The following is a 22,180-nucleotide window of genomic DNA, read 5'->3' as shown; positions in this document are numbered from 1 at the left end:
CCTTTTGTAGAAAAATCAGAGCGAGCCACTCAGATTGAGGGTTTAGCAACCCGAAATTACCGGCAATCATATTAGATAAGAGGGCAATTAAGTCTGCTAATATGGCACGACACACGCTCACACAACCGGGACGCCGATCACGAAGGGATGTAAAAAGAGGAGCGCCGCGAATGCCACAATGCCAGCCATTATGCGCAGCGCAAGACTCATCCATGACCTCGGCTTCGAAATAAAAGGCGCTTTGGAAATCACCGATTTCAGTTCGATCCAACGAGCATCACCCATTTCGCGCCTTTTGCGGCGATCAATCAGGGCACGGCCAGCGATGGCGAACCCCGCAAGAATGCTGAATAGCAAAACATGTGCCAAGTCGCCGTTCGGCAGCAGGTGTAACCCGGCCCAGAGCGCAAGGCCGGCGAGGACGGGGTGGCGAAAGATGCGTACGATGCCCGGATGCGCCGGATCGAACACAGCGTTACGGGCGCCTCCGAAAGAAAGCGGGTTTGGTCTGCCGACGCTCAGCGCGAGAATGAGGCAGGTACCCAGCATACCCAGATGCACGGCATGGCGATGCCAAGGCATTGGCGGCCAGAGCTCAACGTGTGGCGCACGTCCCGCCGACCAGATCAGCAAGGTCAGCATCCCGAGAGACAGGACCGAATAGGCCAATGAAAATCCGCGCGCTCCGATTAGTGCAGCCAAGCCCGATTTGATGTTGGGGCGAAGCGGGACCGAATGCGTGGCGAAAAACGCTGTGAATACAAAAACGAAGCCCGTCCAACTCATCCCGGCACCTACGGCTTCGGGCGCAGCAAAGCCGGCCCGTATGCAAGGACGAACCCAAGGAAAGCCGCAAGCCACAGAAGGCCGGCGACAGAGATCATCCCGGCCCAGACCGGGGTCAAAAGGCGGGTGAACACCGCGCCGAAGAGACATAGATAGATCGCGTTGGTGGCCCGGTTCGCCGTTAAGTCGCGGCCCGTGTGACCAAGCGTTGCGCGCGTCATCACCGCGAGCGTCATGGCCCCGATCGCGCCGGCCATCCACAGATGCTGCGCATCGGCCACGCCGGACCTGCCGGTGACGATATCAAGGCCGAGTGCCAGCGCACCGAGCGGAATAAACGCATAAGACGCGTGCAGAACCGACACCAGCGGCTCGGCCAGCGTCCGGTGGCCCTGCCAGCGCAGCTGCCGCGCAAGGTGCAGCGCCCCCATGCAGATTAGCGCCGCTCCAGTCAGACGCTCGAATGGCTGCACGACCCAGAGCGCCAGTATCGCAAGGGTGGCAACAAGGACGAGCTTGTCGAACCGTTGCATCGGCGGGGCGGGCCGCGCAGCGGTTTCCGAGCGGGCAAGCCAGTTGCGGGTGAAGGAGGGAACGATCCGTCCGCCGATCACGGCGATCATCATGACGGCCGTGGCAAGGCCAAGGCGCAGCCCCATCCCTTGCGCCGCGTAATCGCCGCGCAACGCTTCGACATGAAACAGCGCATTGGCGCAGCTGAAGACGGCCAGCAACCCGAGCACCATCAGGTTGCGCCAATTCCTGCCCGCCACGATCTCGCGTAGGATCAGCGCGCCAAGGACGAGCGGAAAGGCGAGATCGATGGCCGGCGCGGCAGCGGCGGGAAGGTCGGCCGAGAAAACTACCGCAGCCCGGCCAGCGACCCAGAGGGCGAAGAGCACGGCCAGTCGCCAGCCGACCATTGGCAAGCGCCCGGTCCAGTTCGGCACCGCCGTCAAGAGGAAGCCTGCGAGAACCGCACCGAGATACCCGAAGAGAAATTCATGCGCGTGCCATGAAACCGGATCAAACCGCGACGGCAGATCGACGAGGCCGGTGAACGCCGCGAGCCAGACGATCATGGCCAGAAACGCCCAGATGGCTCCGAAAAGGAAGAAAGGCCGAAACCCGAAACTGAAAAGCGCGGGGCCAGTCCACGCACGCATTTGCTCTGCCGATGATCGTGCCACTAGCGATCTCCAATCGTGATGCGCGCCGTCTTGAGAACTGTTCCATCCTCAAGGCAGGTCAAACGCAGTTTCTTGGTTTGATATAGAAATGTCAGACGGATACGGCCCGCGTCCTCACCGACCCCCGTCTCAAAGCGGGTCGTGATTTCCTTGGTGCGCATCTTGGCCTGCACCTCGGCGGCCGTCAGTCCCAGCAGCGGCGCGAGATCCTCGGCATCGATCACCGGTTGGCCATCTTTTATCTGAACTTTCATGTTGCGCTCCTTGCGTCCGCCCTGTCCATCAGGTGGCGGATGTGGCTGGCGAAATACCATGTGGCCGGCGCGCCGATCAAACCGCCCAAAGCCAGCGACCATGCTGTTGAGGCGATGGGGCCGCCTGCCCAGCTGAAGATAAGCGAGGCGAAAAAGACATTCACCGCCGCTGCCCCTGCGCCGAACGGATAGAGCGCGAGGGCGATTTTCCGCGTGGACCATCCCCGGCGCTGCGCCCCCTCGTGGGTCATCGCCGCGCCACCAGCCGCTGGACCAAGATAAGTGCGATGATCAGGCCGATGCTGCCCATGGCGAACCAGAATTCGGCGGTGGCCGATTGCGCCTGCGGGATGGGCCGATCAAAACCTTCGGAAAGGGCCGGGGATGCCATCAGATAGGCAGCGGCAACAATGAGTAATCCGCGCATGTCATGTCTCCTGTGTGAGTGAGCGGTAGATGTCGGGTAAAGCGCGCGTCAGGCGCGCGGGATTCGGCAGCAGGGTAAAACCCCCGCGCCCGAAGATGCGGGCAAACCAGTCCTGCCCGTCCTCGTCGATGACGATGCCGTGCAGGCTTTGGCCGGCATTGCGCGCTTCGCGCACGGCCATATGGCTGTCCTCGATCCCGTGCTGGCCCTCGTAATGGTCCAGATCATTGGGCTTGCCATCCGTGAGCACGATCAGCAGCTTGCGCGCGCTCGGCTCCTCGGCCAACTGCGCGCCGACATGGCGGATCGCGGCACCAAGGCGGGTATAATGGCCGGGTTTGAGCGCGCCGATATTAGCGGTGATCTCGTCGCTTAAGGGCACGTCGAATGCCTTGCAGCGGGTCAGGAACACGCGGTCCCGGCGCAGCGACGAAAACCCCCAGATGCCCAGCCGGTCCCCGGCCGCGTCGATGCCGCCCGCCAGCGCGGCCATCGCCTCGCGCGCGACCTCGATCACCGATGTGTCGCCGATACTGGCCTCGGTCGAGCGGGAGGTGTCGATCAGGAATGCGACAGACAGGTCGCGCTCCATCTGACGCGCGGATTGCCAGATTCGGTCCGAGCCGCGCCCGGTGGCGGCCAGATCTGCCCGCGCCGTCAGCAGGGCATCCAGGTCCAGCTCGGGGCCGTCCACCTGACGCGGCTGCAGGATGCGGCGCGGGCGCAGCGCATCGAACTGGCGGCGCACCTCGCGCATCCGGCGCGCGTCCGGCACGAAACGGGTGCCGCCCGGTTGCGCGGGCGCTTCCAGAACGCGGCAATGCGCCTCCATGTAGCTGCGGCTACGGTAATTCCACTCGGGGAAGGTGTGAATGCCCGCCAGCGCCTCGTGATCGGCATCGCTGGGCGACAGGTCCAGATGCAGGCGCAGGCGCGTCGCGGCCTTGCGGTCCTGTTTGGACAGGGTGATCTCGTCCTGATCATCCGCCGCCTTCTGCGCGTTCTCGTCATCGTCGTCATCGACGCTGCGGTTGATGTTCATCGACTCGACCCAGGACAGGATCGACTCGAACCGGTGGATGATGAAGCTGTCCTTGCGGTTCTGCTGCTCCTGATCCTTGCGCGCGCCCAGCTTGCGGCTGGTATGGGCCGCATTGGGCGGGGGTGCTGCCGGATCGGCCGGCGCATCGTTGGCCGCATTACCGGCGCCGGGAACCTTCAGCCGCAGCCATATGGGAACGGGGGCGATCGGCATGTAGCCGCGCGGCGCGGGCGCGCTGGTCAGAACCGGCGCGCCGCCGCAAAGCTGATCGCGAATGGCCGCCTCAAGCGCGGCCTCCTGCGCGGGGCGCATGACGTCTGGCCGCGCCCTGACGCAGTATTGCGCCATCTGCGCATAGGCGTGACGCAATCCGGGGCAAGCGGCATAGGCCACATCAGACGCGGCGGCATTGGCACGGATCTGGGCGCAATCCTGCGCCGGACCTTTGCCCGCCAGATCGAGCCTCGCCACATCGGTCACACCCGCCAATGCGGTCAGCCAGAAATAGGCCGCGCGGTTTAGCACCGCATCGGGAAACGCGGCAATGACGGGCGGCAGCGACAGCCGCTCGCCATCGAAGCTCGCCACCCATTCGCGGTCCCGATCCGCGCCGAGCTTGCGGCGCAAGGGCTGGCGATGCTGCACCACCGTCGCCGCTGCCTCATTGAGCTCGACCCCGGGCGCGCCGCCCAGCGAGCGAAAGAGCACCGCGAGGCTGGACCGGACCGAGGCGAGCGTGACGCCCGCCTCGGGATAGCTGACGTCCGCGCCGATCCCGCTGGCCATGTCATGCCAAACCTTGCCAACGGTCTCTTCCGGCTCCATCAGATCGAGAAGGTGCATAGGGTCTATCCGTATATGGTCGAGACAAGATCGCGCAGCGCCTGCTGCGTGTCGGGCTCATCGCTCAGCGGCTCGATCACCGCCGCCTCCAACGCCTGATCCACGCCCATGCCGGAGGCCATCAAGGTCGCGGCGTAAATCAGGAGGCGGGTCGATACGCCCTCTTCGAGGTCCATGCCCGACAGGCGGCGGATATGCCCGGCGAGCCGCACCAGAGGCGCAACGCGGCCCGGCTCCAGCCCGCTTTCGGACGCGACGACGGCGATCTCGGTCTCGGGTAGCGGGAAGTCGAAGCTGATCGACAGGAACCGCTGGCGCGTCGACGGTTTCAGCCGTTTCAGCACGTTCTGGTAGCCGGGGTTATAGCTGGCCACCAGCATGAAGCCCTTGGGCGCGACCAGCTCTTCGCCGGTGCGGTCGATCATCAGAGTGCGGCGCGTGTCGGTCAGAGGGTGCAGCACCACGGTCACGTCCTTGCGCGCCTCGACCACCTCGTCGAGATAGCAGATGCCGCCAGTCCGCACCGCGCGGGTCAGCGGCCCATCGACCCAGACCGTCTCGCCACCCTTGAGAAGATAGCGCCCGATCAGGTCCGCCGCCGACAGATCGTCATGGCAGGCGACGGTATAGAGGGGCTTGCCCATGCGGGCGGCCATATGCTCGACAAAGCGGGTTTTGCCGCAGCCGGTCGGCCCCTTCAAAAGAAGGGGCAAACCGTTATCATCGGCCGTCTCGAAGAGCTCGCACTCGCGGCCGGTTGCCTTGTAGAAAGGCAGTTTGGGTGTTGTTGCGATATTCATGGCTTACTCTCCGGGAACAGGGTTGGCGGGACCGGGCTCGATCACCTCGCGATTGCGTACGACCAGCATCGAATAGATGTAGAGCAGCGCACCGATCACCACTGCGGCCCCCGCGCCGAAGCGCATCAGGTAGAAGATCGCCAGATCGTCCTGCACCGTCATGTAGTAATCACCGATGACGCGCTGCATATGCGTCTGGATGGTGCCCGCGAAGGTCAGGACGAAGGTCATGAACGCCATACCGCCCGTCATCAGCCAGAAGGAGGCCATGTTGAGCACTTGATTATAGGGGGCGCGGTTCTTCAGCATCGGCATCGCGTAGGTGAACATCGCAAGGTTGAGGGCCACATAGGCGCCGTAGAACGACAGGTGCCCATGGGCTGCGGTGATCTGCGTGCCGTGGCTGTAGAAATTCACGCCGTGCAGCGTGTGCAGGAAGCCCCAGACACCCGCGCCGAAGAAGGCGACGGTGGACGAGCCGAGCGACCACAGAAGCGCGGCCTTGTTCGGATGGTTCTTGCGGCCCTTCCAAACCATGACGAAGGCAAAGGACATCATCAGGAAGAAGGGGATGACCTCGAAGGTCGAGAAGATGGAGCCGACCCACTGCCAGTATCCTGGCAGACCGATCCAGTAGAAGTGGTGGCCGGTGCCAAGGATGCCGCTGAAAAGCGCGGTGGCAACGATCACATAAAGCCATTTCTCCACCACCTCGCGGTCGACGCCCGTCAGCTTGAGGAGGAGGAACGCGAGGATCGACGCCATGACCAGCTCCCAGGTGGCTTCGACCCAGAGATGGACGACGAACCACCAGTACATCTTATCAAGGCTGAGGTTGTCGGGGTTAATAAAGGCGAAAACCCAGAGCAGCGACAAAAGCCACAGACCCATCAGGAGCACGTTGGTGATTGCCGTTTTCTTGCCCGCCAGCACCGTCATCGAGATGTTGAAGAGAAAAATCAGTGCCGCCACGAGAATGCCGAACTTGACCCAAAGCGGTTGCTCCAGAAATTCGCGCCCGCCATGGATGCCGACAAGGTAGCTGCCAACCGCACCAAGCGTGCCGACGACGAGAATGATCAGCTGAATGTAGGCCAGCTTGACTGAATAGATCTCGCGCTCGCTTTCCTCGGGAATGAGGAAATATGCCGCGCCGAAAAAGCCCAGCAGCAACCAGACGATCAGCGCGTTCGTGTGGATCATGCGGATCACGTTGAACGGCAGAATTTCCGACAGAAAGTTGGGCGAGACGTAGATCCAACCCGCCAGCAGCCCGCCGATGACCTGAATGCCGAAGAGCGCGAGGGCCGCTAGGAAGTACCAGAGGGCCACTTTTTGAGTTTGATATTTCATGACTTGTCCTTTCCTGCGCCTCAGCCGGCGTCATTGGGCGGCCAACCCTGCGTGTCTGTCTGATCGGCCCAGCGCAAAAACTCGCTCAGAGCGCGCATTTCTTCGTCGGTGAAGTTGTATTCGGGCATTTGGCGACGCCCCTCGATGCCACTGGGCTGGCCTTCGATCCAACCCTTTAGCGTCTCGAACGCTGCGTTTGGATTATCTTGGACGCCCCAGCGCGTCATCACGTTGCCAAGCTCGGGAGCGAAATAAGCACCCTCGCCATGTAACGAGTGGCAGTTGATGCAGGATTCGCGTTCCCAAACGTGTTTGCCGTGGATCACTTCTTCGGACAAATCCATGCCCGCGGTTGAGACATCTACCACGTATTTATGTGAGTGGACGGTCATCCCTATGAAGACCACGACGAAGAAGATCGAGCCTCCATAGAAAATGTTGCGCGCCCGCGACTTCGTCAGAAATTCAGCCATTTTGCCGGCTCCTTGGATTCGGGATGGCTCCATCCCTAGGAGGTGCGCACCCGTCCAAGTTTGCGCCAGCACAAAGTTCTGCGCAGTCCCTCGTTTAAGCAGAGACGATGGAGGACAGCTTTATGTCTGCACCGCAACTCGATGACCCTGACCTGCCGCTCGCGGATCTGATGAAATACTGGCCGCAAACATTGCCTGTATTTATTCGCCACGGAATGCTTTGCGTAGGCTGTCTGATCGCCCCGTTCCATACCGTGCTGGATGCGTGTGTCGAATACGGTCTCGATGAGGCGCGTTTTCGGGCCGAGTTGTTCGATGCGGTGTCGCGCTGAGGCGGCGGGCCTAGCCTTGGCTTAGCACGACAAGGGCGTGGGGGTTTGTCACCTTGATGCGCTTGCGCTTGCTTTCGACCAGCCCGCGCTTTTCCCAACCGCTGAGCAGACGGCTAACAGTGTGCAAGGTGGTGGCCGTCAATTCCGAAAGGTCCTGCCGCGTGATTGGGAAATCGATCTCGATCCCACCCTCGACCTTGCGACCCGTCTGGTTGATGAGACGCAAAAGCGCATTTGCCACCCGCTGCTCGACCTGCTGAGTCGCCAACTCAACGATGCGCGTGTTCATTTCGCCCACGCGGTGGCCCAGCGTCTTGTAGGTTTCGGTGGCGAAGCCATCATATTCCCGAACGAACGTCTCCCACAGGCGTGTCGGCCAGCTAAGCACGATCGACTCGGTCGCTGTCAGGGCCGTCGCGGGATAGCTGTCGCGCCCAATGGCCTTGGCAATGCCCAACAGCTGCCCCGCGGGAATATGCAGGGACGTCACCTGCTCGCCCGTGGGCGTTATACGCACCACGCGCACATACCCGTCCAGTAACATGTAGAACCTGTCGGCCTGCGCGCCTTCGTCGAAAATCGCGACACCCTGATCGTAACGCCGCGATGTGGCCTGATCTAAGATCGTGCGGATTTGCCGCCGCTCCAGCCGCGAGAAAGGCGGCAGGTGCGTAAGTAGGCTCTCATCGAGGCGAGGGAGCACTTTCTTTTGCAGCATTCGGTCCATTCCCCCTCATGCCACAGATGCCGCCGGGCGCACCACCATGAAAGATCTTCGCATAACGCAGCGCCATGTCGCCAAACTTTGCGCTGGCACAAAAAGCACGCCGGCAAACCCCATTAGATCCGGGGTCAGAAGACATCGCGATCAGAAAGGAAAAGACATGATCCGCACATTTTTGACCTCCGCCGCACTCGTCGCCCTGATCGGCGGCCCTGCGCTGGCCGAGACTTTCGAAGTCCAGATGCTCAACAAGGGCTCGGACGGTGAACGCATGGTGTTCGAACCCGCCTTCGTGCAAGCCGCGCCGGGTGACACTATTCGGTTCGTCGCCGCTGACAAAGGCCACAATGCCGAGGTCAATAAGGACATGTTGCCCGAAGGCGCTGAGCCTTTCGCAGGTAGGATTAACGAGGAGATCGAAGTCACACTCGATGTCGAAGGCGTCTACGGCGTGATCTGCAAGCCGCATTACGCGATGGGCATGGTGATGACGATCGCTGTCGGCGATGTCGATGCCCCCGCGGACTTCCTCGAAGGCCGCGTGCCCGGAAAGGCCAAGGAGCGCTTCGAAGCGCAGCTCGGCAATCTTTGATTTCGTACCGGCGTCGGGGCCATCCGGCCCCGTGCCACAAGCCACTCCGAAGGAGAAAGCTATGACCAAATTCATCAATCCAGGCCTCATGAAGACCAGCCGCCGCAACGTTCTGCGCGGCAGCCTTCTTGCCGGGGCCGCCGCAATGACAGGCGCCCATGTGACTGCGCAGACCCGGACCCATAAAATGGGCGCGATCAACACGTCCTCAGCCAAAATTTACAAGGCCGCAGCTCAGCAGGAGGCGGCAACCAACGCAAAGCCGGCGGATTTGTCAGGCTACACACGCGTCAAGCAGGAGATGGTCGCACCGCCCTTTGCACCTGCGCATGAGCAGGTGGCCACCGGCGGGCCGAAAATCATCGAGGTCACGCTCGAGACCACCGAAGTCATGATGGTCGTCGACGAAGATACCGGCGCATCTGTCTGGGCGCTCACCTATAATGGCTCGGTTCCCGGCCCGCTGATCATATGCCACGAGGGCGACATGATCGAGCTGACGCTGCGCAACCCGGCCTCCAGCATGATGGAGCATAACATCGACTTCCATGCCTCGACCGGCGCACTGGGCGGCGGTGGCCTGACACATGTCTATCCGGGCGAGGAATGCGTGCTGCGCTGGAAGGCGACCAAGCCGGGCTGCTTTACCTATCACTGCGCCCCGGGCGGTGCGATGATCCCCTATCACGTGTGCCATGGAATGAACGGTGCCGTCATGGTGCTGCCGCGCGACGGACTGAAAGACAAGGCCGGCAACCCGCTGAAATACGACAAGATCGCCTATATCGGCGAACAGGATTACTACCTGCCGATGGACGAGAATGGCGACTACAAATTCTATGAGAACGCCGGCGACGACTATGCCGACAGCCTCGATGCCATGCGCACACTCATTCCGACCCATTCGGTCTTCAACGGCTCGGTCGGTGCTCTGACCGGCGAGAATGCCCTGACGGCCAGTGTCGGCGAGACGGTGCTGATGATCCATAATCAGGCCAACCGCGACAGCCGCCCGCACCTCATCGGCGGTCATGGCAATTATGTCTGGGAGGCGTCCTTTACCGAACCGCCCGTGCAGGACATGGAAACGTGGTTCGTGCGCGGCGGCAGCGCCGTGGCGGCGATGTATACCTTCGAGCAGCCCGGCGTCTACGCCTATGTCAACCACAACCTGATCGAGGGCGTGATGCTGGGCGCGACCGCACATTTCGTGGTTCAGGGTCAGTGGGACAATGCCCTGATGGAGCAGGTAGTCGCGCCGCGCGCCTTCGAGGCGTGAGGCATCTGAAGAAAGGATTAACTCATGTTCGCCGCCAAGACCACCGCAGCCATAAGTACGCCCTTTCGTCTGGTGGTGCTGTGTCTCTTGGCGGCGGCCATCGCCGGGGGCGTGCTGAGCCAGCGCGCCCCCGCGCACGTTCCTCTGCCGATAATGGCGGATCGCCCCGTCATCATGCCGAGCGGCGACGCCCTCTACGTGCAGCGGCACGAAGTCACGGTTGCCGAATGGAATACTTGCAACGCGGACGGCACCTGCACGTTGAAACTGCGCGTGCGTCCAGATCAAGATCCATACCTCACGCCCGCGACCGGCCTCAGCTATATAGATGTCCAAGAATATCTCGGCTGGATGAAGGCCAGATCCGGCCATAACTATCGGCTGCCTACCGCTGCAGAGTGGCAGTACATGGCGGCCGATGTTCTGGATCACGCCCCGAACCCGCTCTTCACCGATCCCTCTTTGACTTGGGCGTCCTCCTACCTCGTCGAAGGCATCACCCCGCGTGCGCTGAGGCCGCAAGGCAGCTTCTCGACCTCACCCGAAGGTATCGCAGATCTTGACGGGAGCGTTTGGGAATGGACGATGGAGTGCTACGACGGAACGTCCGGTGCCAGCGCCGATGACTATTGCCCTGCGTTTTTCGTCGGCGGCGAACATCTTGCCGCGATGTCTTTTCTTGTGCGCGACGCGGCCCGCGGCGGGTGCGCGGTCGGCACACCTCCGGCTCATTTGGGAATGCGCCTAGTCAGTGATGAAGCGAGGTAAGCTACTCCCGGGTTCCTGGATGGTGTCTGTGGTGATCAAGCAATTGCCTACCTTTGCACACAAATTTCGCTTTTGATGAAATAGGCCACGGCGGGCGGCTTTCTGACATAAATGCCGAGTGGCTGCGGCTGATCGTAAAGGTCAGTCCATCGAACATGACCGGCCTTGGCCTGGATGCCGGTCTCACACGCATGCAGGTAGACGCACCCACGCACCCATTTTTAAGCGATCGTGAAAGATGCTCTGGGACGATGTCGTCGAGGCATCGGCTTGGATGCCCGTCGTGATCTCAGCTCCAATCCGTTCATACCGGTCGGTCCGTCCGGGCGAAGAGTGTGAAGTGCGGTCCCTGATCCTCACTTGTGATCTCAGCCCGCCTGAAGCGACGCACCGCTTCATTTAATTCCTCTGCGTAGAAGTTCGTCTCCGGGGTACTCAAGATGCACTAGGCCAGAACTTTATGGGTATGCCCATCCATGATCGCCAGCAGATGAAGAAATTCCCGTCACATAGTTAGAAAGATCACGTCGGCGCATCAGGCTTTGCTCATGCGCTCAATCAGCACGACACCCGAGAAATAGCGGTAGGTTCTAAGATCACTTCAGCAGCATCTCTTGCGTCGCCGATACCGACACTCTTCCCAGCGAGAGTTTTCCGGATTTCTCCATAGTTTTCCACATGTTTCGGACTTCGCGCCCCGTTCAGGGGGCGACCCTACAAGGGCATCTAGGGTATCCTGCCTGCAACTTGGTCGAGAAGACCTGATGCAACGGAAATTCAGAAACGCCCCTGCTTTCGGCAGCTCGCGGCGAACGGAGACGGCACGCCATGGCGCGCGATCGGAAGACATCTGCGCAAGAGGACCACGGTCGCAGGGCCGGACCTCGTCGTCGTCGGAATATTTCCGAACCTTGCGGACTTGTCAGCCCGCCTAAGAGCCCCCATCCTGAAGAGGCTCTTCACCTTTTCTTGAGGGCCCTCGCGCGCGAGCTGGCCCACGCCGATCACAGCCAGAATGGCTGATCGCCTATTCGGGATGTCGCCATGACAAAAGTTCTCCGCGCTGTCATTTACGCACGATTTTCGACCGACATGCAGAGGGATGCATCGATCGCGGATCAGATCCGCTCCTGCCGCGAGCATGCCGCCCGTCAAGGGATCGACGTGGTGGAAGTCTATTCAGACAAGGCGGCCTCCGGCGCGAGCCTGATGCGCAGCGGCATTCAAAAGCTCCTGCACGATGCTCAGGAGAAGACCTTCGACATCGTCCTCTCGGAAGCGCTGGATCGTCTGTCCCGCAACCAAGCCGACATCGCGTCCATCTACCAGAAGCTCCAGTTCCGAAACGTCATGATCGAAACGATCAGCGAAGGAACAATCAGCGAGATGCATATCGGCCTCAAGGGCACGATGAATTCGATGTTCTTGAAAGACCTCGCTCTCAAGACCCATCGGGGGCTGAAGGGCAGAGCCTTGCAAGGCAAATCGGCGGGCGGCAAAGCCTACGGCTATCATAACGTGCTGCGCTACGACGCCGCGGGAGAACCGATCCGTGGCGAGCGCAAGGTCGATCCTGCCGAGTCAGACGTCGTAAGGCGCATCTTTGCGGATTATGCGACAGGCCTGTCGCCGAAGAAGATCGCCGAGGCCTTGAATTCCGAGGGTGTTCCGGGCCCTTCGGGCCGAGGATGGGGCGCGTCCACGCTTCATGGAAATCGCGAGCGCGGAACCGGAATCCTCAACAACGAGCTCTATATCGGGCGCCAGATCTGGAACCGTCTCAGCTATGTGAAGGACCCTGAAACCGGCAAGAGGGTCTCGCGCCTTAACCCACAAGAGGAATGGGTCGTCACCGACGTACCTGAATTGAGGATCATCGATCAGGAACTATGGGACGCCGCCCGGAGCCGGCAGGGAGCGATGAGGGTCAAGGACACCAGTATCCCGATTTGGGATCGTCGGCGGCCAATGACGTTGTTCTCGGGGTTGATGACCTGCGGAACCTGCGGAGGCGGTTTTTCGAAAATCTCTCAGACCTCTTTCGGTTGCTCCACCGCACGTAACAAGGGCAAAGCCGTGTGCGGCAATATGGCGACGATTGCTCAGGCGGAGCTCGAGCGGCTCGTTCTCGACGCCTTGCAAACGCAGCTTATGGATCAGAAGGCGCTGGCCGTATTCTGCGAAGAATACGCGAGAGAACGCAATCGGCTGCAGTCTCAAGCATGTGCCGCTCGAGCATCGCTCGAGAAGGAACTGGCAACGGCGAAGAGAGATCATGCAAAACTAATCGACGCGATCATCGCCGGCGTGCCGGCGGAGCAAGTCAAGGACCGGATGCTGACCCTCGATGCCCGCCGGATCGAGCTGGAAGGCCTGCTGGCGAGGACCGCCACGCCCTCCCCGGTCCGTATCCATCCCAGGATGGCCGAGACCTACAGGGCGAAGGTCGTCACGATGATCGACAAGTTGAAGCACCCCGATGGGATGCTCGAAGCGAAAGAGGCATTGCGCGGATTGATCGACCGCATCGTGCTTCAGCCGACTGCACCGGATGGAAGGCTTGCGATCCATCTTGAAGGCGCACTTGCTGCGCTGCTCATGCTCGGCCTGGGCGGCGCGCGGCAGAGAGGCCTGAGCGGCGAATCTCAAGCCGTTGAGGATATTGAAGAATTAGTGTTGGTTGCGGGAGTAGGATTTGAACCTACGACCTTCAGGTTATGAGTCACGTTTTGCGGTTTCCCACGTAGTTCGCCAGATTGCGCCCTCCTACCCTATCTTATTGGAATCGCTCATTCTTCATTGACGCGCGTTACGCTTGGGTCCTACGCCTTACCCCATGATTTGCTTCCAAATGCTTCCACTGTGCTTCCACAGCCGGAACGGGATGAAGGGGAAAAGACATGCCAAAGCTGACCAAGCGTAGCGTTGACGGGTTCGCCATCCGCGACAAAGGCTATTTCGAATGGGATAGCGAGATTAAGGGCTTTGGCGTCCGTGTCATGCCGTCCGGCTCCAAGACGTATCAGGTCCAGTATCGCAAAGGCGGGCGCACACGGCGCGCATCTATCGGGCGGCATGGAAATATCACCGCCGATCAAGCCCGCAACCGCGCCAAGGAAATCATGGGCGAGCTGTCCAAAGGCGAGAACCCGGTTGAAGAGATTGCCCAGCATCGTCGGGCGCCCACCGTCGCTGCCCTATGCGAGCGGTTTTTCAAGGACCATGTGCAGCACCGTTGCAAAGCCAGCACGCAGAGCGAGTATCGCCGCGCGATTGATCTGTTCATCAATCCGGCGATTGGCAATTTCAAAGTGGTTGATGTGGAACGTCGTGACGTGTCCGAGTTGCACCATAAAATGCGCAGCAAGCCGTATCAGGCCAACCGGGTGCTTGGCGTCCTCTCCAAGATGTTCAACCTGGCCGAGGTTTGGGGCCTGCGCCCTGACGGGTCGAACCCCTGCCGACACGTGCCCAAATACCGCGAGGAAAAGCGCGAACGGTATCTGAGCCAGTACGAGCTGCAAAACCTTGGACAAGCGCTGACAGAGGCGGAACGCGACGGATCGGAAACGCCTTACATCGTCGCCGCCTTTCGATTGCTTGTCCTGACCGGGTGCCGTTTGGGCGAGATACAGACCCTGCAATGGAGCTTTGTCACCGATCAGGGAATGGAGCTGCCAGACACAAAGACCGGCGCGCGGCGCATTCCCCTACCTAAAGCCGCAAGAGCGGTTCTAGCGGCCCTGCCCCGGCTTGCTGACAACCCCTACGTTATCGCGGGCAAGGTGAAGGGCCGGTATGCCACAGACTTGCAGCACCCGTGGCGGCGCATCCGTGAACGGGCGGGCCTTAACGATGTGCGCATTCACGACCTGCGCCATACCTACGCATCGAACGCGGTTTCGTCGGGCATGCCGATTCAGATGGTTGGGCGCTTGCTGGGCCACACCCAGATACAGACCACGATGCGGTACGCGCATCTCGCTGACGATCCCGTACGGCGCGCGGCTGAGGAAAACGCCGACCGTTTGAGCAATCTCGTAGGATCAGGATACGTTACGGAGCCGGGCCTTCGGGTTGTGAAATGACCGCGCCGATACCCTACGTATCGTAACGTAGGAAATTGGCCCCTCCAAATGGCCGGAAGTACTCCCTAGGCTACGGTAGGATAACAGTCAGGCAGGAAAGACCACATGATACCGGCGGAGCATTATGCCGAAACTTACACTAAAGAAGCCGTTGCAGAGCTTTGCCAGATGGCAGGCGTCGAGCCAGAGGACACAGAATATGTCCGGCAAGAGCTGGAGCATTTCGCTGCGATCTACCGCCAACAACACAAGGCGATTGTAAGCAAGACACCTGGCAAGGCGACAACGCGGGAATTGGATACAGTTGCCAAACAGGCCGCCCGCTTATTGGCAACGCTCGAAAGGTTATCTCCGAAGGCTGCATCTGCGATAGAGGCGCGGGGTGACGCTGACACCCGGCGCGGGCTGTCGCATGCACCGTCCGACACGCGCGCCCGCCCTTCCCTCTTTCTCCCAATACAAGACGTCGCTGAGGACTTATCTGGCGTCACGGTCGATATCGTTACGTTACGTAGTGTTATCGGCGGATTACATCATGCGGCTGAGAATGCTGCCAAAGAAATCCCCAACAGCCGCTCCAGCAAGCCAAAAGACCTCGGACTTCTACTTTGGCTATCGAACATGGAACACCTGTGGGGCCAACTGACAAGCCAGCCGTATTCTCGGGACGTCGGCCCAAATGGTGAGCCGCTTACGAATGCAGGCCGCTTCTGCTTTGCAGCCTTTAGAATGATCGAGCCTAATTGTGCGCCATCGCGCGTGATGAATGGCATGAAAACCAGAAGTAATCGTCGCCGCAATTCTACTGGCAACCTTCGGGCATAAACGCGTCCCGAAGGTTGCCAGCGGTTTGGCTCGAAAATCGTAGAAGGCAGCGCTTATTGTCACCTCATAGCAGTTAGCAACGAGGGACAGAAAATGATGCAACCGACGACGAGCCAAGACCACGGCAAGCCCGCCTCAACCTTCTGGGACGGGTTTATCAACGAAACTGAGGCAGCGGATTACCTCTGCCAAAGCATCCGCACCTTGCAGAAATGGCGCGTCACAGGCTTCGGCCCGCATTTCTACAAACCGGGCCGATCCGTGCGCTATCGCCGCCGCGATCTTCGCGATTGGGCAGAAGGCCGCAGGCGGCAACACACTTCGCAACATTGAGTTTTGCCCCTGAGGGGTTGGTAGCACCTCAGGGGATTTTGGGGCCGGATGGCTCAAAAAGGGGCGCGGGGTAAACGCATCTCGCGCCCTTCCTTTGTCTGCCGCAATGCCAAGCATCCAAGGAAAGGAAATCATGGCAAATTCACCAGCATACAAGGTCCGGCTAGGACTGATCACCGCAACCGTGTGGGACAATGACGGATTCTATTCCGTCGATATGTCCCGCTCATACCGCAACAGCGAAGGGCAATGGCAGAACACTGCCACCTATTCGCATTCCGACCTTCTCAACATCGCCAAATGCGCGGAACGCGCCGAAATCTGGATCAGCAGGAAAATCAATCATGCACAGCAATAACATCAATGCCGGGGCCGCGCCCCGGCCCCAAAACAGTAGCTACCCCGCCGGAGGCACAGCTGATGCACGCGCCCAACGTCGCGGGCAAAGGGGGGTCCTAGTAGCACCCCCCTCTGGAAATACAGACCATCCTGACAGCTATCAGGTTTTGCATCGTGGGTTTGACACTCTGACTATTGCGATTAAGGCCAATATCCCGCCGGAGGTGTTCGAGTATCTGGAAGTGCAGAAGGAATTGGCGGAGAAAAACGCCAACGACGTTCTGATAGAATGGAACGGCGTGCAGCTTCACCTCAAGGGCCATGGCGGGGCCGGGTATCGCTTCATCGCCAATGGTGGGCCTATGGGCGCGCAATGGGCCTTCAAGAAGCCCAATGCCAAGGACCCTTGGGGCATCCGTGTATCGCTCGGGTCAACCTTCATGGCAACGCTGGGCCTTGGCGCGGCAAAGGCGCATCTGGAGGACGTGCTGGAGCGGTTCGGCATCCGGGCCCGGCCCGAGGACTTCACCATGTCGCGCGTCGATTACTGCGTCGATATCTTGGCCCCGGCTGACTTCAAGCTCAATCCGGAACGGTTCGTGATGCATTCCAGCACGAACCGGCGCGATCATATCGCCAATGCGGATATGCGGGTGCAGGGCAAATCGGGGCGCGTCACATCCGTCACCATTGGCAGCCCGCGCGCTCGGCAAGTTATCGTCTATGACAAGCGGGCCGAGGTGATCCAGCAGCACAAGCCGCACTGGTGGTTTATCTGGAACCAGACGCGCAAGGCGCAGGGACTGCCCCTGATCGGGCCGGAGACGCCTGATCTGCGCATCTGGCGGGTTGAAATCCGCGCGGGCAAGGACCTGCTCAAGGATCGCTGGGATATCCGCACATGGGCGGATCTGTTTGCGCGGTTTGGCGATATGTCCTCTGAGACGGGCCAGGTCGTGCGCTATACTGATCCGGCCCCGAGCGACAGTAACCGGGCGCGCTGGCCCAATCATCTGATCTGGGAAATCGCCCTGAGCGAGATCAACACCGATCTGATTGAAATGTTCGAGGGGTCGGACCCGAACCCAATCAAAGAGGTGCAGCGCGAGCATCACATCAGCACGCTTCTGAAAAACATCAAGGGCAGCACGATCACGCTGGCGGCGCTGAAAGGGGTCGAGATGAACGACTTACAACGGTTCTTTAGTGATACAGCCGACCTACTTAAGCGGGACGTGCAGGCCAACCCCGAGCATACTGCCAAGCAGCTGCGTGAGGCGCGGGACCGTTATGTGTTCATCACCACAGCAAACACGAACGCGCCACCCCACAAAGCATAAGACAGATTACAAGATAAGGCCGAGCCGTAGGCAATACGGCTCGGTTTATTTTCTTAAAAATATTATCATACAGACACGATTACTTGCATAAATTGATTTTGGTATCGCAGGGAAAGGTAACGACCCGTGTTAAGTGAAGCTCTTATCAGGTGCTGTGTCGGATTTCTGAGTGGCGGTTGGAACACGTAGGTGCTGCCCAGTATCGACGGGTTTATGGCATCAAGTGCTCAAAGCGTGTTTGCTAATGCGCGTTTTGAGGCGAGCCGAAAACGGGTTTCACAAGCTACAGCTGCGCGGTGGTTTAACCATGTCGCCAGCCACATCAAACCAACCGCAGAGAAATTCTGCAAGGCAGAGACAAAGGGCCGTGCCAGTTTTGACAGCAACGTCCGGCTCGAAATTGATCATCATGCCAACCAGCGCAACACGTGCTTCATCTACATCAAAGGCAAGCCCATCATTCTGATGACCATGCCAATTCTACGAGCCATGTAAAACGATGACGAAGTTGCCTTTGTGATGAGGCATGAGTAAATCCACTTGCTCAGACGCCATATCGAGAAGCGGAAACAGCAGGTTATGGCAGGGGGATGATTTTGGGCGCGCTCACGACCTATTCCGCTGTCCAGGCGGCATCTGCCGGTGTGCAGTATGATGCTAATGCAGTTGGCCGCAATTTGTAACTCCCCGCAGCCATCGGCGGCAGGGCGATTTCGCAATTGTACGAGTTGGAAAGCGACACGTTGGGAACACGTGTCGCGAAGGCGGCTGGGTATGAACTCGTCAAAGACGCGCATTAGTTTGCACGGTTAGCAAAAGCGCGCGCCGAGGCCGGAAATCTCAGCGTGTGGGGAACGCACCTACCGGATCAGAAACATCTTGCAACCGAAATTGCTGCGAATGATCAGATCAAAGCCAAGCAAGGCCTTCCGAAAATGAGCGGACAGATTGGAATGTGCTTTTTAGTCGGGCGTTAGGCATGCTCGTCCGATCTGACATCAACGCCAAAGTCCGTCATGCTATAAAGCAGCGGAAGGAATGATCCGGCGCGCCCGCGCTTGGCAATGCAGACGCATCGTACAATGGCCACGCACTCGCTATGGGTCGGCCATGTGGCTTTTGCATCAGTTCCTCGTCCTCTCCAGCGTTTGATTCAGAGTGCGGAAGCCGTACTTTTGCGGCATGGTCAGCATGGTCCCCTCAACGGAACGCAGCCTCACTTAGTACGGCCAATCTGAGCCGCACTCCGGCATGAGATTTGCGACTCTAACGAAGGCGATCTCGTTTCCAAGTCCTACGAAGATAGGCCTTAGCGTCAATTCGTCAGCGTTGAATCATGTGGCTTTGTTGACATTGAACTGGGTACGGCGCAATACGACACTCGATCACCACGGTATGACTGCCGCATAGCATTTTCGAGACTTCGTTCTGCAACTGAGTTGATACGTTGAATTATAGACCAGAAATTGATGGATTGCGCGCCGTAGCGGTGATTCCGGTGGTGCTATTTCATGCCGGTTCCGGTCTGTTCTCGGGCGGGTTTGTCGGCGTAGACGTGTTTTTCGTCATATCAGGCTACCTGATCACCAGCATTATCCTTGAGCAGCGCGCTGAAGGTAGATTTTCCATCATTCAGTTCTATGAACACCGCGCGAGGCGCATTTTACCCGCCTTATTCTTCGTACTTGCTGTAACTTACCCGTTAGCCTGGGCTTTTTTGATGCCCACTCCGTATCAGGACTACATGCGCAGCCTCGCCGCCTCGGCGCTTTTTGTTTCGAATGTGCATTTCTGGGAAACGTCTGGGTATTTCTCAGAAGCGTCAGAGTTAAGGCCTCTACTGCACACGTGGAGTCTTGCCGTTGAAGAACAATACTATTTGGTATTCCCGCTCTTAATGGCAGCCCTGGGATCAATAACCTTCCGAAAGCACCTCATCTGGTTCGCGACAATTGCGGTCCTCTCGCTTATGCTTAGTGAGTGGGGGTGGCGCAATCACCCAGATGCAAATTTTTTCTTTACTTTTTCCCGTTTCTGGGAGTTGTTTGTCGGTTCGATCTGCGCGATCCTCGTGTTCAGACGCGAGATCGATGGACACGAGGGACTCTCTATTCTGGGTTTGGCCATGATCCTTGTGGCAGTGTTTTTCTTTGATGGAACGACGCCCTCTCCGTCCGTCTACACACTTATCCCAGTTGTGGGCGCGGCGCTTGTCGTGCTCTTTGCTAAGAACGGAACAGTTGTTGCTCGTATCCTGTCTCTGCGCAGTTTGGTTGGTATAGGCTTGATTAGCTATTCCGTGTACCTCTGGCATCAGCCACTGTTTGCGTTCGCACGTGTCATCAGCTCGCATGAACCGGCGCGCAATATGATGTTTTTTTTGGCACTAGCCTCGTTCGGTTTAGCATATTTTACTTGGCGCTACGTCGAACAACCCTTTCGTAACAGAGCTGGTGGACTGGTTCCCAAAAGGTCCTCAGTGTTTGCTTTCAGCTTAATTGGAATCGCTTCATTTTCAGCCCTTGGTGTTGCAGGGCAACAGGGTGGACCAGTTACATCGCGCGCGACTCAAATTATACCGGCACATCTTCTGAACGCTGCGTATGATTACGGTGATCGCACATCATGCTTACCCTTGGGATCAGACTTCGATCTCGGGCTTGCAGTCCAGAAGTGCTCTGTCCGTACCGGCGCGGCACGCACTGTCTTACTTGTGGGCGACAGCCACGCAGATCATTACGCAGCTGCGTTGCGCCTTGGTTCAGACCAATTGGGCTACGATTTCTACCAACTTACGGCGAATTCATGCACGCCTTTTCCGAACTTCGCCCTTTATGAAATCAATTGTGAAAGATATGCGACAGACGTCGCTAAATTTCTTCTTCAGACACAGCCGGATGTTATCGTCTGGTCGCAACGCTGGACAGCTGGATTTACGACCGCGTACTTCACAAACAACGAAGGCGGCGTCGAGCATGGTAGTGTAAATGCTATTTCTATAGATGGATTTACGCGAGGTTCAGAAGTCTACCAAGACATCCTTTTCGAAAGGCTCGAAAGAAGTCTTGAGAGCTTGCTCCAACAAGCGTCAGTTGTGCTTATTGGCCCCTCACCGGAAGCAGGCTGGGACGTTCCTCGGAAACTGCAGGAAATGTCGTTATTCAGTCCCGGTGGATACGAACAATTGGAGCTAAGCACGTCATACAGTCGCTTCAACGAACGGAATGGCCCTGTCATGGAGCGTCTCACCACTCTTGAATATCCTGACCTATTTCACTTTTGGCCGCATACGTCGCTCTGTGATCGACAAGTCTTAGGTCGTTGCATCAATTTTTGGTTAGGAAATGTGCTATACTATGACGATGACCATTTCTCAAACGTTGGATCCTTATTCATAGCGCCAGAGCTTCTAAAAGTAGTGCAACAAGCGCTGGATGACTAGTCAACCCAGACTGTACGTAGCCAAGTTAGAGATCAGCAACTTCATATCGACGTTTTTTTGTAGCGTTTAGGACTGAACCCAAACCAGATGAACGGTTGGTCTGGGCTCAATGCTGGCGCTCCTGCGGAATGCCCGAATGATCGTTACAGGCCGCACATGAGTTATGAATAGTATCCACACAAGCAGCATCTCCAAAAGAAACAAAATCCGCTATTGCCCCATGATGCAGACAATGCGAGGCACCCTCAGAACGACTTGATGAGACCCAAATGACGGATAGAAAAGACACAATTGAAGCGCGTTTTGCAAACTTGCAGTTATCTGGCGTCGGCCACTTAGTACTGGTATGACGCGAAGCTGCAAAGCCAACCGCGACTGGGAAACGAAATCTGAAGAATACCTGCTGCGCTCTGCGTGGAAACAGATGGGTAACTCACGCCAAGGCCACATTGCGATTACAGGTCCCATGCCGTTGAGCGTGCGACCCAATTAGGTACCGGACGGTGAGAAGATTGACGTCAGGTGGGTGCCATGTTTGTACCGCGGTCATGCGCTTGGGCGCGCCTGGTAACAGTGCCGAGGATGCAGCGACGCGGCGCATGAGGGCACATGTCTCAGGACAGCGGGTGAGCTGCAGCCTCACAGGCGAACGCAGCTATGACCAATGGCTTGGAAGCTGTCGCTTGTCGGATGGCCGTGACGTTGCCGGTGTCTTGATTGGGGAACGCCTCTACCGCCGGTGGCGCTAGCGTTGCCTGTCTGCCACACGAGGTTTCACGCTTCATCTGCTTCCACAGTGCTTCCACGCGGATGTGGAACGCCAGGAACCACCCTCAAGGATGACTTGTAACACGTTGTTATTGTTTGGCTGATTTGGTTGCGGGAGTAGGATTTGAACCTACGACCTTCAGGTTATGAGCCTGACGAGCTACCGGGCTGCTCCATCCCGC

At 58.6% G+C, this 22,180-nt stretch carries 21 protein-coding genes; 12 read left to right on the top strand and 9 right to left on the bottom strand.

What is annotated here, in order from left to right:
* Positions 1–117 precede the first annotated feature (117 nt).
* The 8 genes from ACGRVM_RS16215 to ACGRVM_RS16180 form a co-directional block, all read right to left on the bottom strand.
* The gene (locus ACGRVM_RS16215) at positions 118–786 is read right to left on the bottom strand and encodes an NnrU family protein (RefSeq protein ID WP_377173257.1); all 669 of its coding nucleotides are present in this window, start codon (positions 784–786) and stop codon (positions 118–120) included.
* Positions 787–794: 8 nt separating this feature from the next.
* A complete protein-coding gene (locus ACGRVM_RS16210; protein ID WP_377173259.1) occupies positions 795–1,952 on the bottom strand; it encodes an NnrS family protein in 1,158 nt (385 codons plus the stop codon).
* Positions 1,953–1,975: 23 nt separating this feature from the next.
* The gene (locus ACGRVM_RS16205; protein ID WP_377173262.1) at positions 1,976–2,230 is read right to left on the bottom strand and encodes a DUF6522 family protein; all 255 of its coding nucleotides are present in this window, start codon (positions 2,228–2,230) and stop codon (positions 1,976–1,978) included.
* A 247-nt stretch (positions 2,231–2,477) separates the two neighbouring features.
* On the bottom strand, positions 2,478–2,657 hold the full coding sequence (locus ACGRVM_RS16200) for a protein NnrT (RefSeq protein WP_377173264.1): 180 nt from the start codon (positions 2,655–2,657) through the stop codon (positions 2,478–2,480).
* Between the two features lies 1 nt (position 2,658).
* Entirely contained in the window at positions 2,659–4,542 is a 1,884-nt protein-coding gene (locus ACGRVM_RS16195; protein WP_377173265.1) for a nitric oxide reductase activation protein NorD, read from the bottom strand.
* A 5-nt stretch (positions 4,543–4,547) separates the two neighbouring features.
* The gene (locus ACGRVM_RS16190; RefSeq protein WP_377173267.1) at positions 4,548–5,342 is read right to left on the bottom strand and encodes a CbbQ/NirQ/NorQ/GpvN family protein; all 795 of its coding nucleotides are present in this window, start codon (positions 5,340–5,342) and stop codon (positions 4,548–4,550) included.
* 3 nt (positions 5,343–5,345) lie between these two features.
* Positions 5,346–6,695 carry a cbb3-type cytochrome c oxidase subunit I gene (locus ACGRVM_RS16185; protein ID WP_377173269.1) on the bottom strand — a complete coding sequence of 450 codons (1,350 nt, stop codon included), beginning with the start codon at positions 6,693–6,695 and terminating at the stop codon, positions 5,346–5,348.
* 20 nt (positions 6,696–6,715) lie between these two features.
* A complete protein-coding gene (locus ACGRVM_RS16180; protein ID WP_377173271.1) occupies positions 6,716–7,168 on the bottom strand; it encodes a c-type cytochrome in 453 nt (150 codons plus the stop codon).
* A gap of 107 nt (positions 7,169–7,275) precedes the next feature.
* Here ACGRVM_RS16180 and ACGRVM_RS16175 point away from each other — a divergent pair, with 107 nt between their 5' ends.
* Complete coding sequence (locus ACGRVM_RS16175) at positions 7,276–7,500, top strand: DUF1858 domain-containing protein (protein WP_377173273.1); 225 nt, start codon at positions 7,276–7,278, stop codon at positions 7,498–7,500.
* Positions 7,501–7,510: 10 nt separating this feature from the next.
* Here the strand turns inward: ACGRVM_RS16175 and ACGRVM_RS16170 are convergent, their stop codons facing one another.
* Positions 7,511–8,218 carry a Crp/Fnr family transcriptional regulator gene (locus ACGRVM_RS16170; RefSeq protein WP_394624071.1) on the bottom strand — a complete coding sequence of 236 codons (708 nt, stop codon included), beginning with the start codon at positions 8,216–8,218 and terminating at the stop codon, positions 7,511–7,513.
* Between the two features lie 46 nt (positions 8,219–8,264).
* On the opposite strand from ACGRVM_RS16170, the gene ACGRVM_RS16165 reads away from it, so the two are divergent.
* From ACGRVM_RS16165 to ACGRVM_RS16115, 11 genes are all read left to right on the top strand, one after another.
* Positions 8,265–8,816, top strand: coding sequence for a pseudoazurin (locus tag ACGRVM_RS16165; RefSeq protein WP_377173276.1), 552 nt, complete (start codon positions 8,265–8,267; stop codon positions 8,814–8,816).
* 61 nt (positions 8,817–8,877) lie between these two features.
* Complete coding sequence (nirK, locus tag ACGRVM_RS16160) at positions 8,878–10,095, top strand: copper-containing nitrite reductase (protein ID WP_377173278.1); 1,218 nt, start codon at positions 8,878–8,880, stop codon at positions 10,093–10,095.
* A gap of 24 nt (positions 10,096–10,119) precedes the next feature.
* Complete coding sequence (locus ACGRVM_RS16155) at positions 10,120–10,863, top strand: formylglycine-generating enzyme family protein (RefSeq protein WP_377173279.1); 744 nt, start codon at positions 10,120–10,122, stop codon at positions 10,861–10,863.
* A gap of 1,044 nt (positions 10,864–11,907) precedes the next feature.
* Positions 11,908–13,584, top strand: coding sequence for a recombinase family protein (locus tag ACGRVM_RS16150; protein ID WP_377173281.1), 1,677 nt, complete (start codon positions 11,908–11,910; stop codon positions 13,582–13,584).
* Positions 13,585–13,763: 179 nt separating this feature from the next.
* Positions 13,764–14,951, top strand: a complete 1,188-nt coding sequence (locus ACGRVM_RS16145) for a tyrosine-type recombinase/integrase (RefSeq protein WP_377173283.1) — start codon at positions 13,764–13,766, stop codon at positions 14,949–14,951.
* A 105-nt stretch (positions 14,952–15,056) separates the two neighbouring features.
* A complete protein-coding gene (locus ACGRVM_RS16140) occupies positions 15,057–15,776 on the top strand; it encodes a hypothetical protein (RefSeq protein WP_377173285.1) in 720 nt (239 codons plus the stop codon).
* 93 nt (positions 15,777–15,869) lie between these two features.
* On the top strand, positions 15,870–16,109 hold the full coding sequence (locus ACGRVM_RS16135; protein WP_377173287.1) for a helix-turn-helix domain-containing protein: 240 nt from the start codon (positions 15,870–15,872) through the stop codon (positions 16,107–16,109).
* A gap of 133 nt (positions 16,110–16,242) precedes the next feature.
* On the top strand, positions 16,243–16,467 hold the full coding sequence (locus tag ACGRVM_RS16130; protein ID WP_377173289.1) for a hypothetical protein: 225 nt from the start codon (positions 16,243–16,245) through the stop codon (positions 16,465–16,467).
* Positions 16,468–16,672: 205 nt separating this feature from the next.
* Positions 16,673–17,788: a hypothetical protein gene (locus ACGRVM_RS16125; RefSeq protein WP_394624070.1), complete on the top strand. Its 1,116-nt coding sequence runs from the start codon at positions 16,673–16,675 to the stop codon at positions 17,786–17,788.
* Between the two features lie 189 nt (positions 17,789–17,977).
* On the top strand, positions 17,978–18,283 hold the full coding sequence (locus ACGRVM_RS16120) for a hypothetical protein (RefSeq protein WP_377173291.1): 306 nt from the start codon (positions 17,978–17,980) through the stop codon (positions 18,281–18,283).
* 952 nt (positions 18,284–19,235) lie between these two features.
* Positions 19,236–21,230: an acyltransferase family protein gene (locus ACGRVM_RS16115; RefSeq protein WP_377173292.1), complete on the top strand. Its 1,995-nt coding sequence runs from the start codon at positions 19,236–19,238 to the stop codon at positions 21,228–21,230.
* The last annotated feature ends 950 nt before the right edge of the window (positions 21,231–22,180 follow it).

Origin of the sequence: Roseovarius aquimarinus, assembly GCF_043661195.1 — a bacterium.
Taxonomy (GTDB): domain Bacteria; phylum Pseudomonadota; class Alphaproteobacteria; order Rhodobacterales; family Rhodobacteraceae; genus Roseovarius; species Roseovarius aquimarinus.
The sequence above is the reverse complement of the archived record's forward strand: the minus strand, read 5'-3'. Positions and strand labels throughout refer to the sequence as shown.

Bases quoted from the DNA above. Each gene is read 5' to 3' on its own strand.
- ACGRVM_RS16215 (WP_377173257.1), bottom strand. From the start codon at position 786: ATGAGTTGGACGGGCTTCGTTTTTGTATTCACAGCGTTTTTCGCCACG.
- ACGRVM_RS16210 (WP_377173259.1), bottom strand. From the start codon at position 1,952: ATGCGTGCGTGGACTGGCCCCGCGCTTTTCAGTTTCGGGTTTCGGCCT.
- ACGRVM_RS16205 (WP_377173262.1), bottom strand. From the start codon at position 2,230: ATGAAAGTTCAGATAAAAGATGGCCAACCGGTGATCGATGCCGAGGAT.
- ACGRVM_RS16200 (WP_377173264.1), bottom strand. From the start codon at position 2,657: ATGCGCGGATTACTCATTGTTGCCGCTGCCTATCTGATGGCATCCCCG.
- ACGRVM_RS16195 (WP_377173265.1), bottom strand. From the start codon at position 4,542: ATGCACCTTCTCGATCTGATGGAGCCGGAAGAGACCGTTGGCAAGGTT.
- ACGRVM_RS16190 (WP_377173267.1), bottom strand. From the start codon at position 5,342: ATGAATATCGCAACAACACCCAAACTGCCTTTCTACAAGGCAACCGGC.
- ACGRVM_RS16185 (WP_377173269.1), bottom strand. From the start codon at position 6,695: ATGAAATATCAAACTCAAAAAGTGGCCCTCTGGTACTTCCTAGCGGCC.
- ACGRVM_RS16180 (WP_377173271.1), bottom strand. From the start codon at position 7,168: ATGGCTGAATTTCTGACGAAGTCGCGGGCGCGCAACATTTTCTATGGA.
- ACGRVM_RS16175 (WP_377173273.1), top strand. From the start codon at position 7,276: ATGGAGGACAGCTTTATGTCTGCACCGCAACTCGATGACCCTGACCTG.
- ACGRVM_RS16170 (WP_394624071.1), bottom strand. From the start codon at position 8,218: ATGCTGCAAAAGAAAGTGCTCCCTCGCCTCGATGAGAGCCTACTTACG.
- ACGRVM_RS16165 (WP_377173276.1), top strand. From the start codon at position 8,265: ATGAAAGATCTTCGCATAACGCAGCGCCATGTCGCCAAACTTTGCGCT.
- nirK (WP_377173278.1), top strand. From the start codon at position 8,878: ATGACCAAATTCATCAATCCAGGCCTCATGAAGACCAGCCGCCGCAAC.
- ACGRVM_RS16155 (WP_377173279.1), top strand. From the start codon at position 10,120: ATGTTCGCCGCCAAGACCACCGCAGCCATAAGTACGCCCTTTCGTCTG.
- ACGRVM_RS16150 (WP_377173281.1), top strand. From the start codon at position 11,908: ATGACAAAAGTTCTCCGCGCTGTCATTTACGCACGATTTTCGACCGAC.
- ACGRVM_RS16145 (WP_377173283.1), top strand. From the start codon at position 13,764: ATGCCAAAGCTGACCAAGCGTAGCGTTGACGGGTTCGCCATCCGCGAC.
- ACGRVM_RS16140 (WP_377173285.1), top strand. From the start codon at position 15,057: ATGATACCGGCGGAGCATTATGCCGAAACTTACACTAAAGAAGCCGTT.
- ACGRVM_RS16135 (WP_377173287.1), top strand. From the start codon at position 15,870: ATGATGCAACCGACGACGAGCCAAGACCACGGCAAGCCCGCCTCAACC.
- ACGRVM_RS16130 (WP_377173289.1), top strand. From the start codon at position 16,243: ATGGCAAATTCACCAGCATACAAGGTCCGGCTAGGACTGATCACCGCA.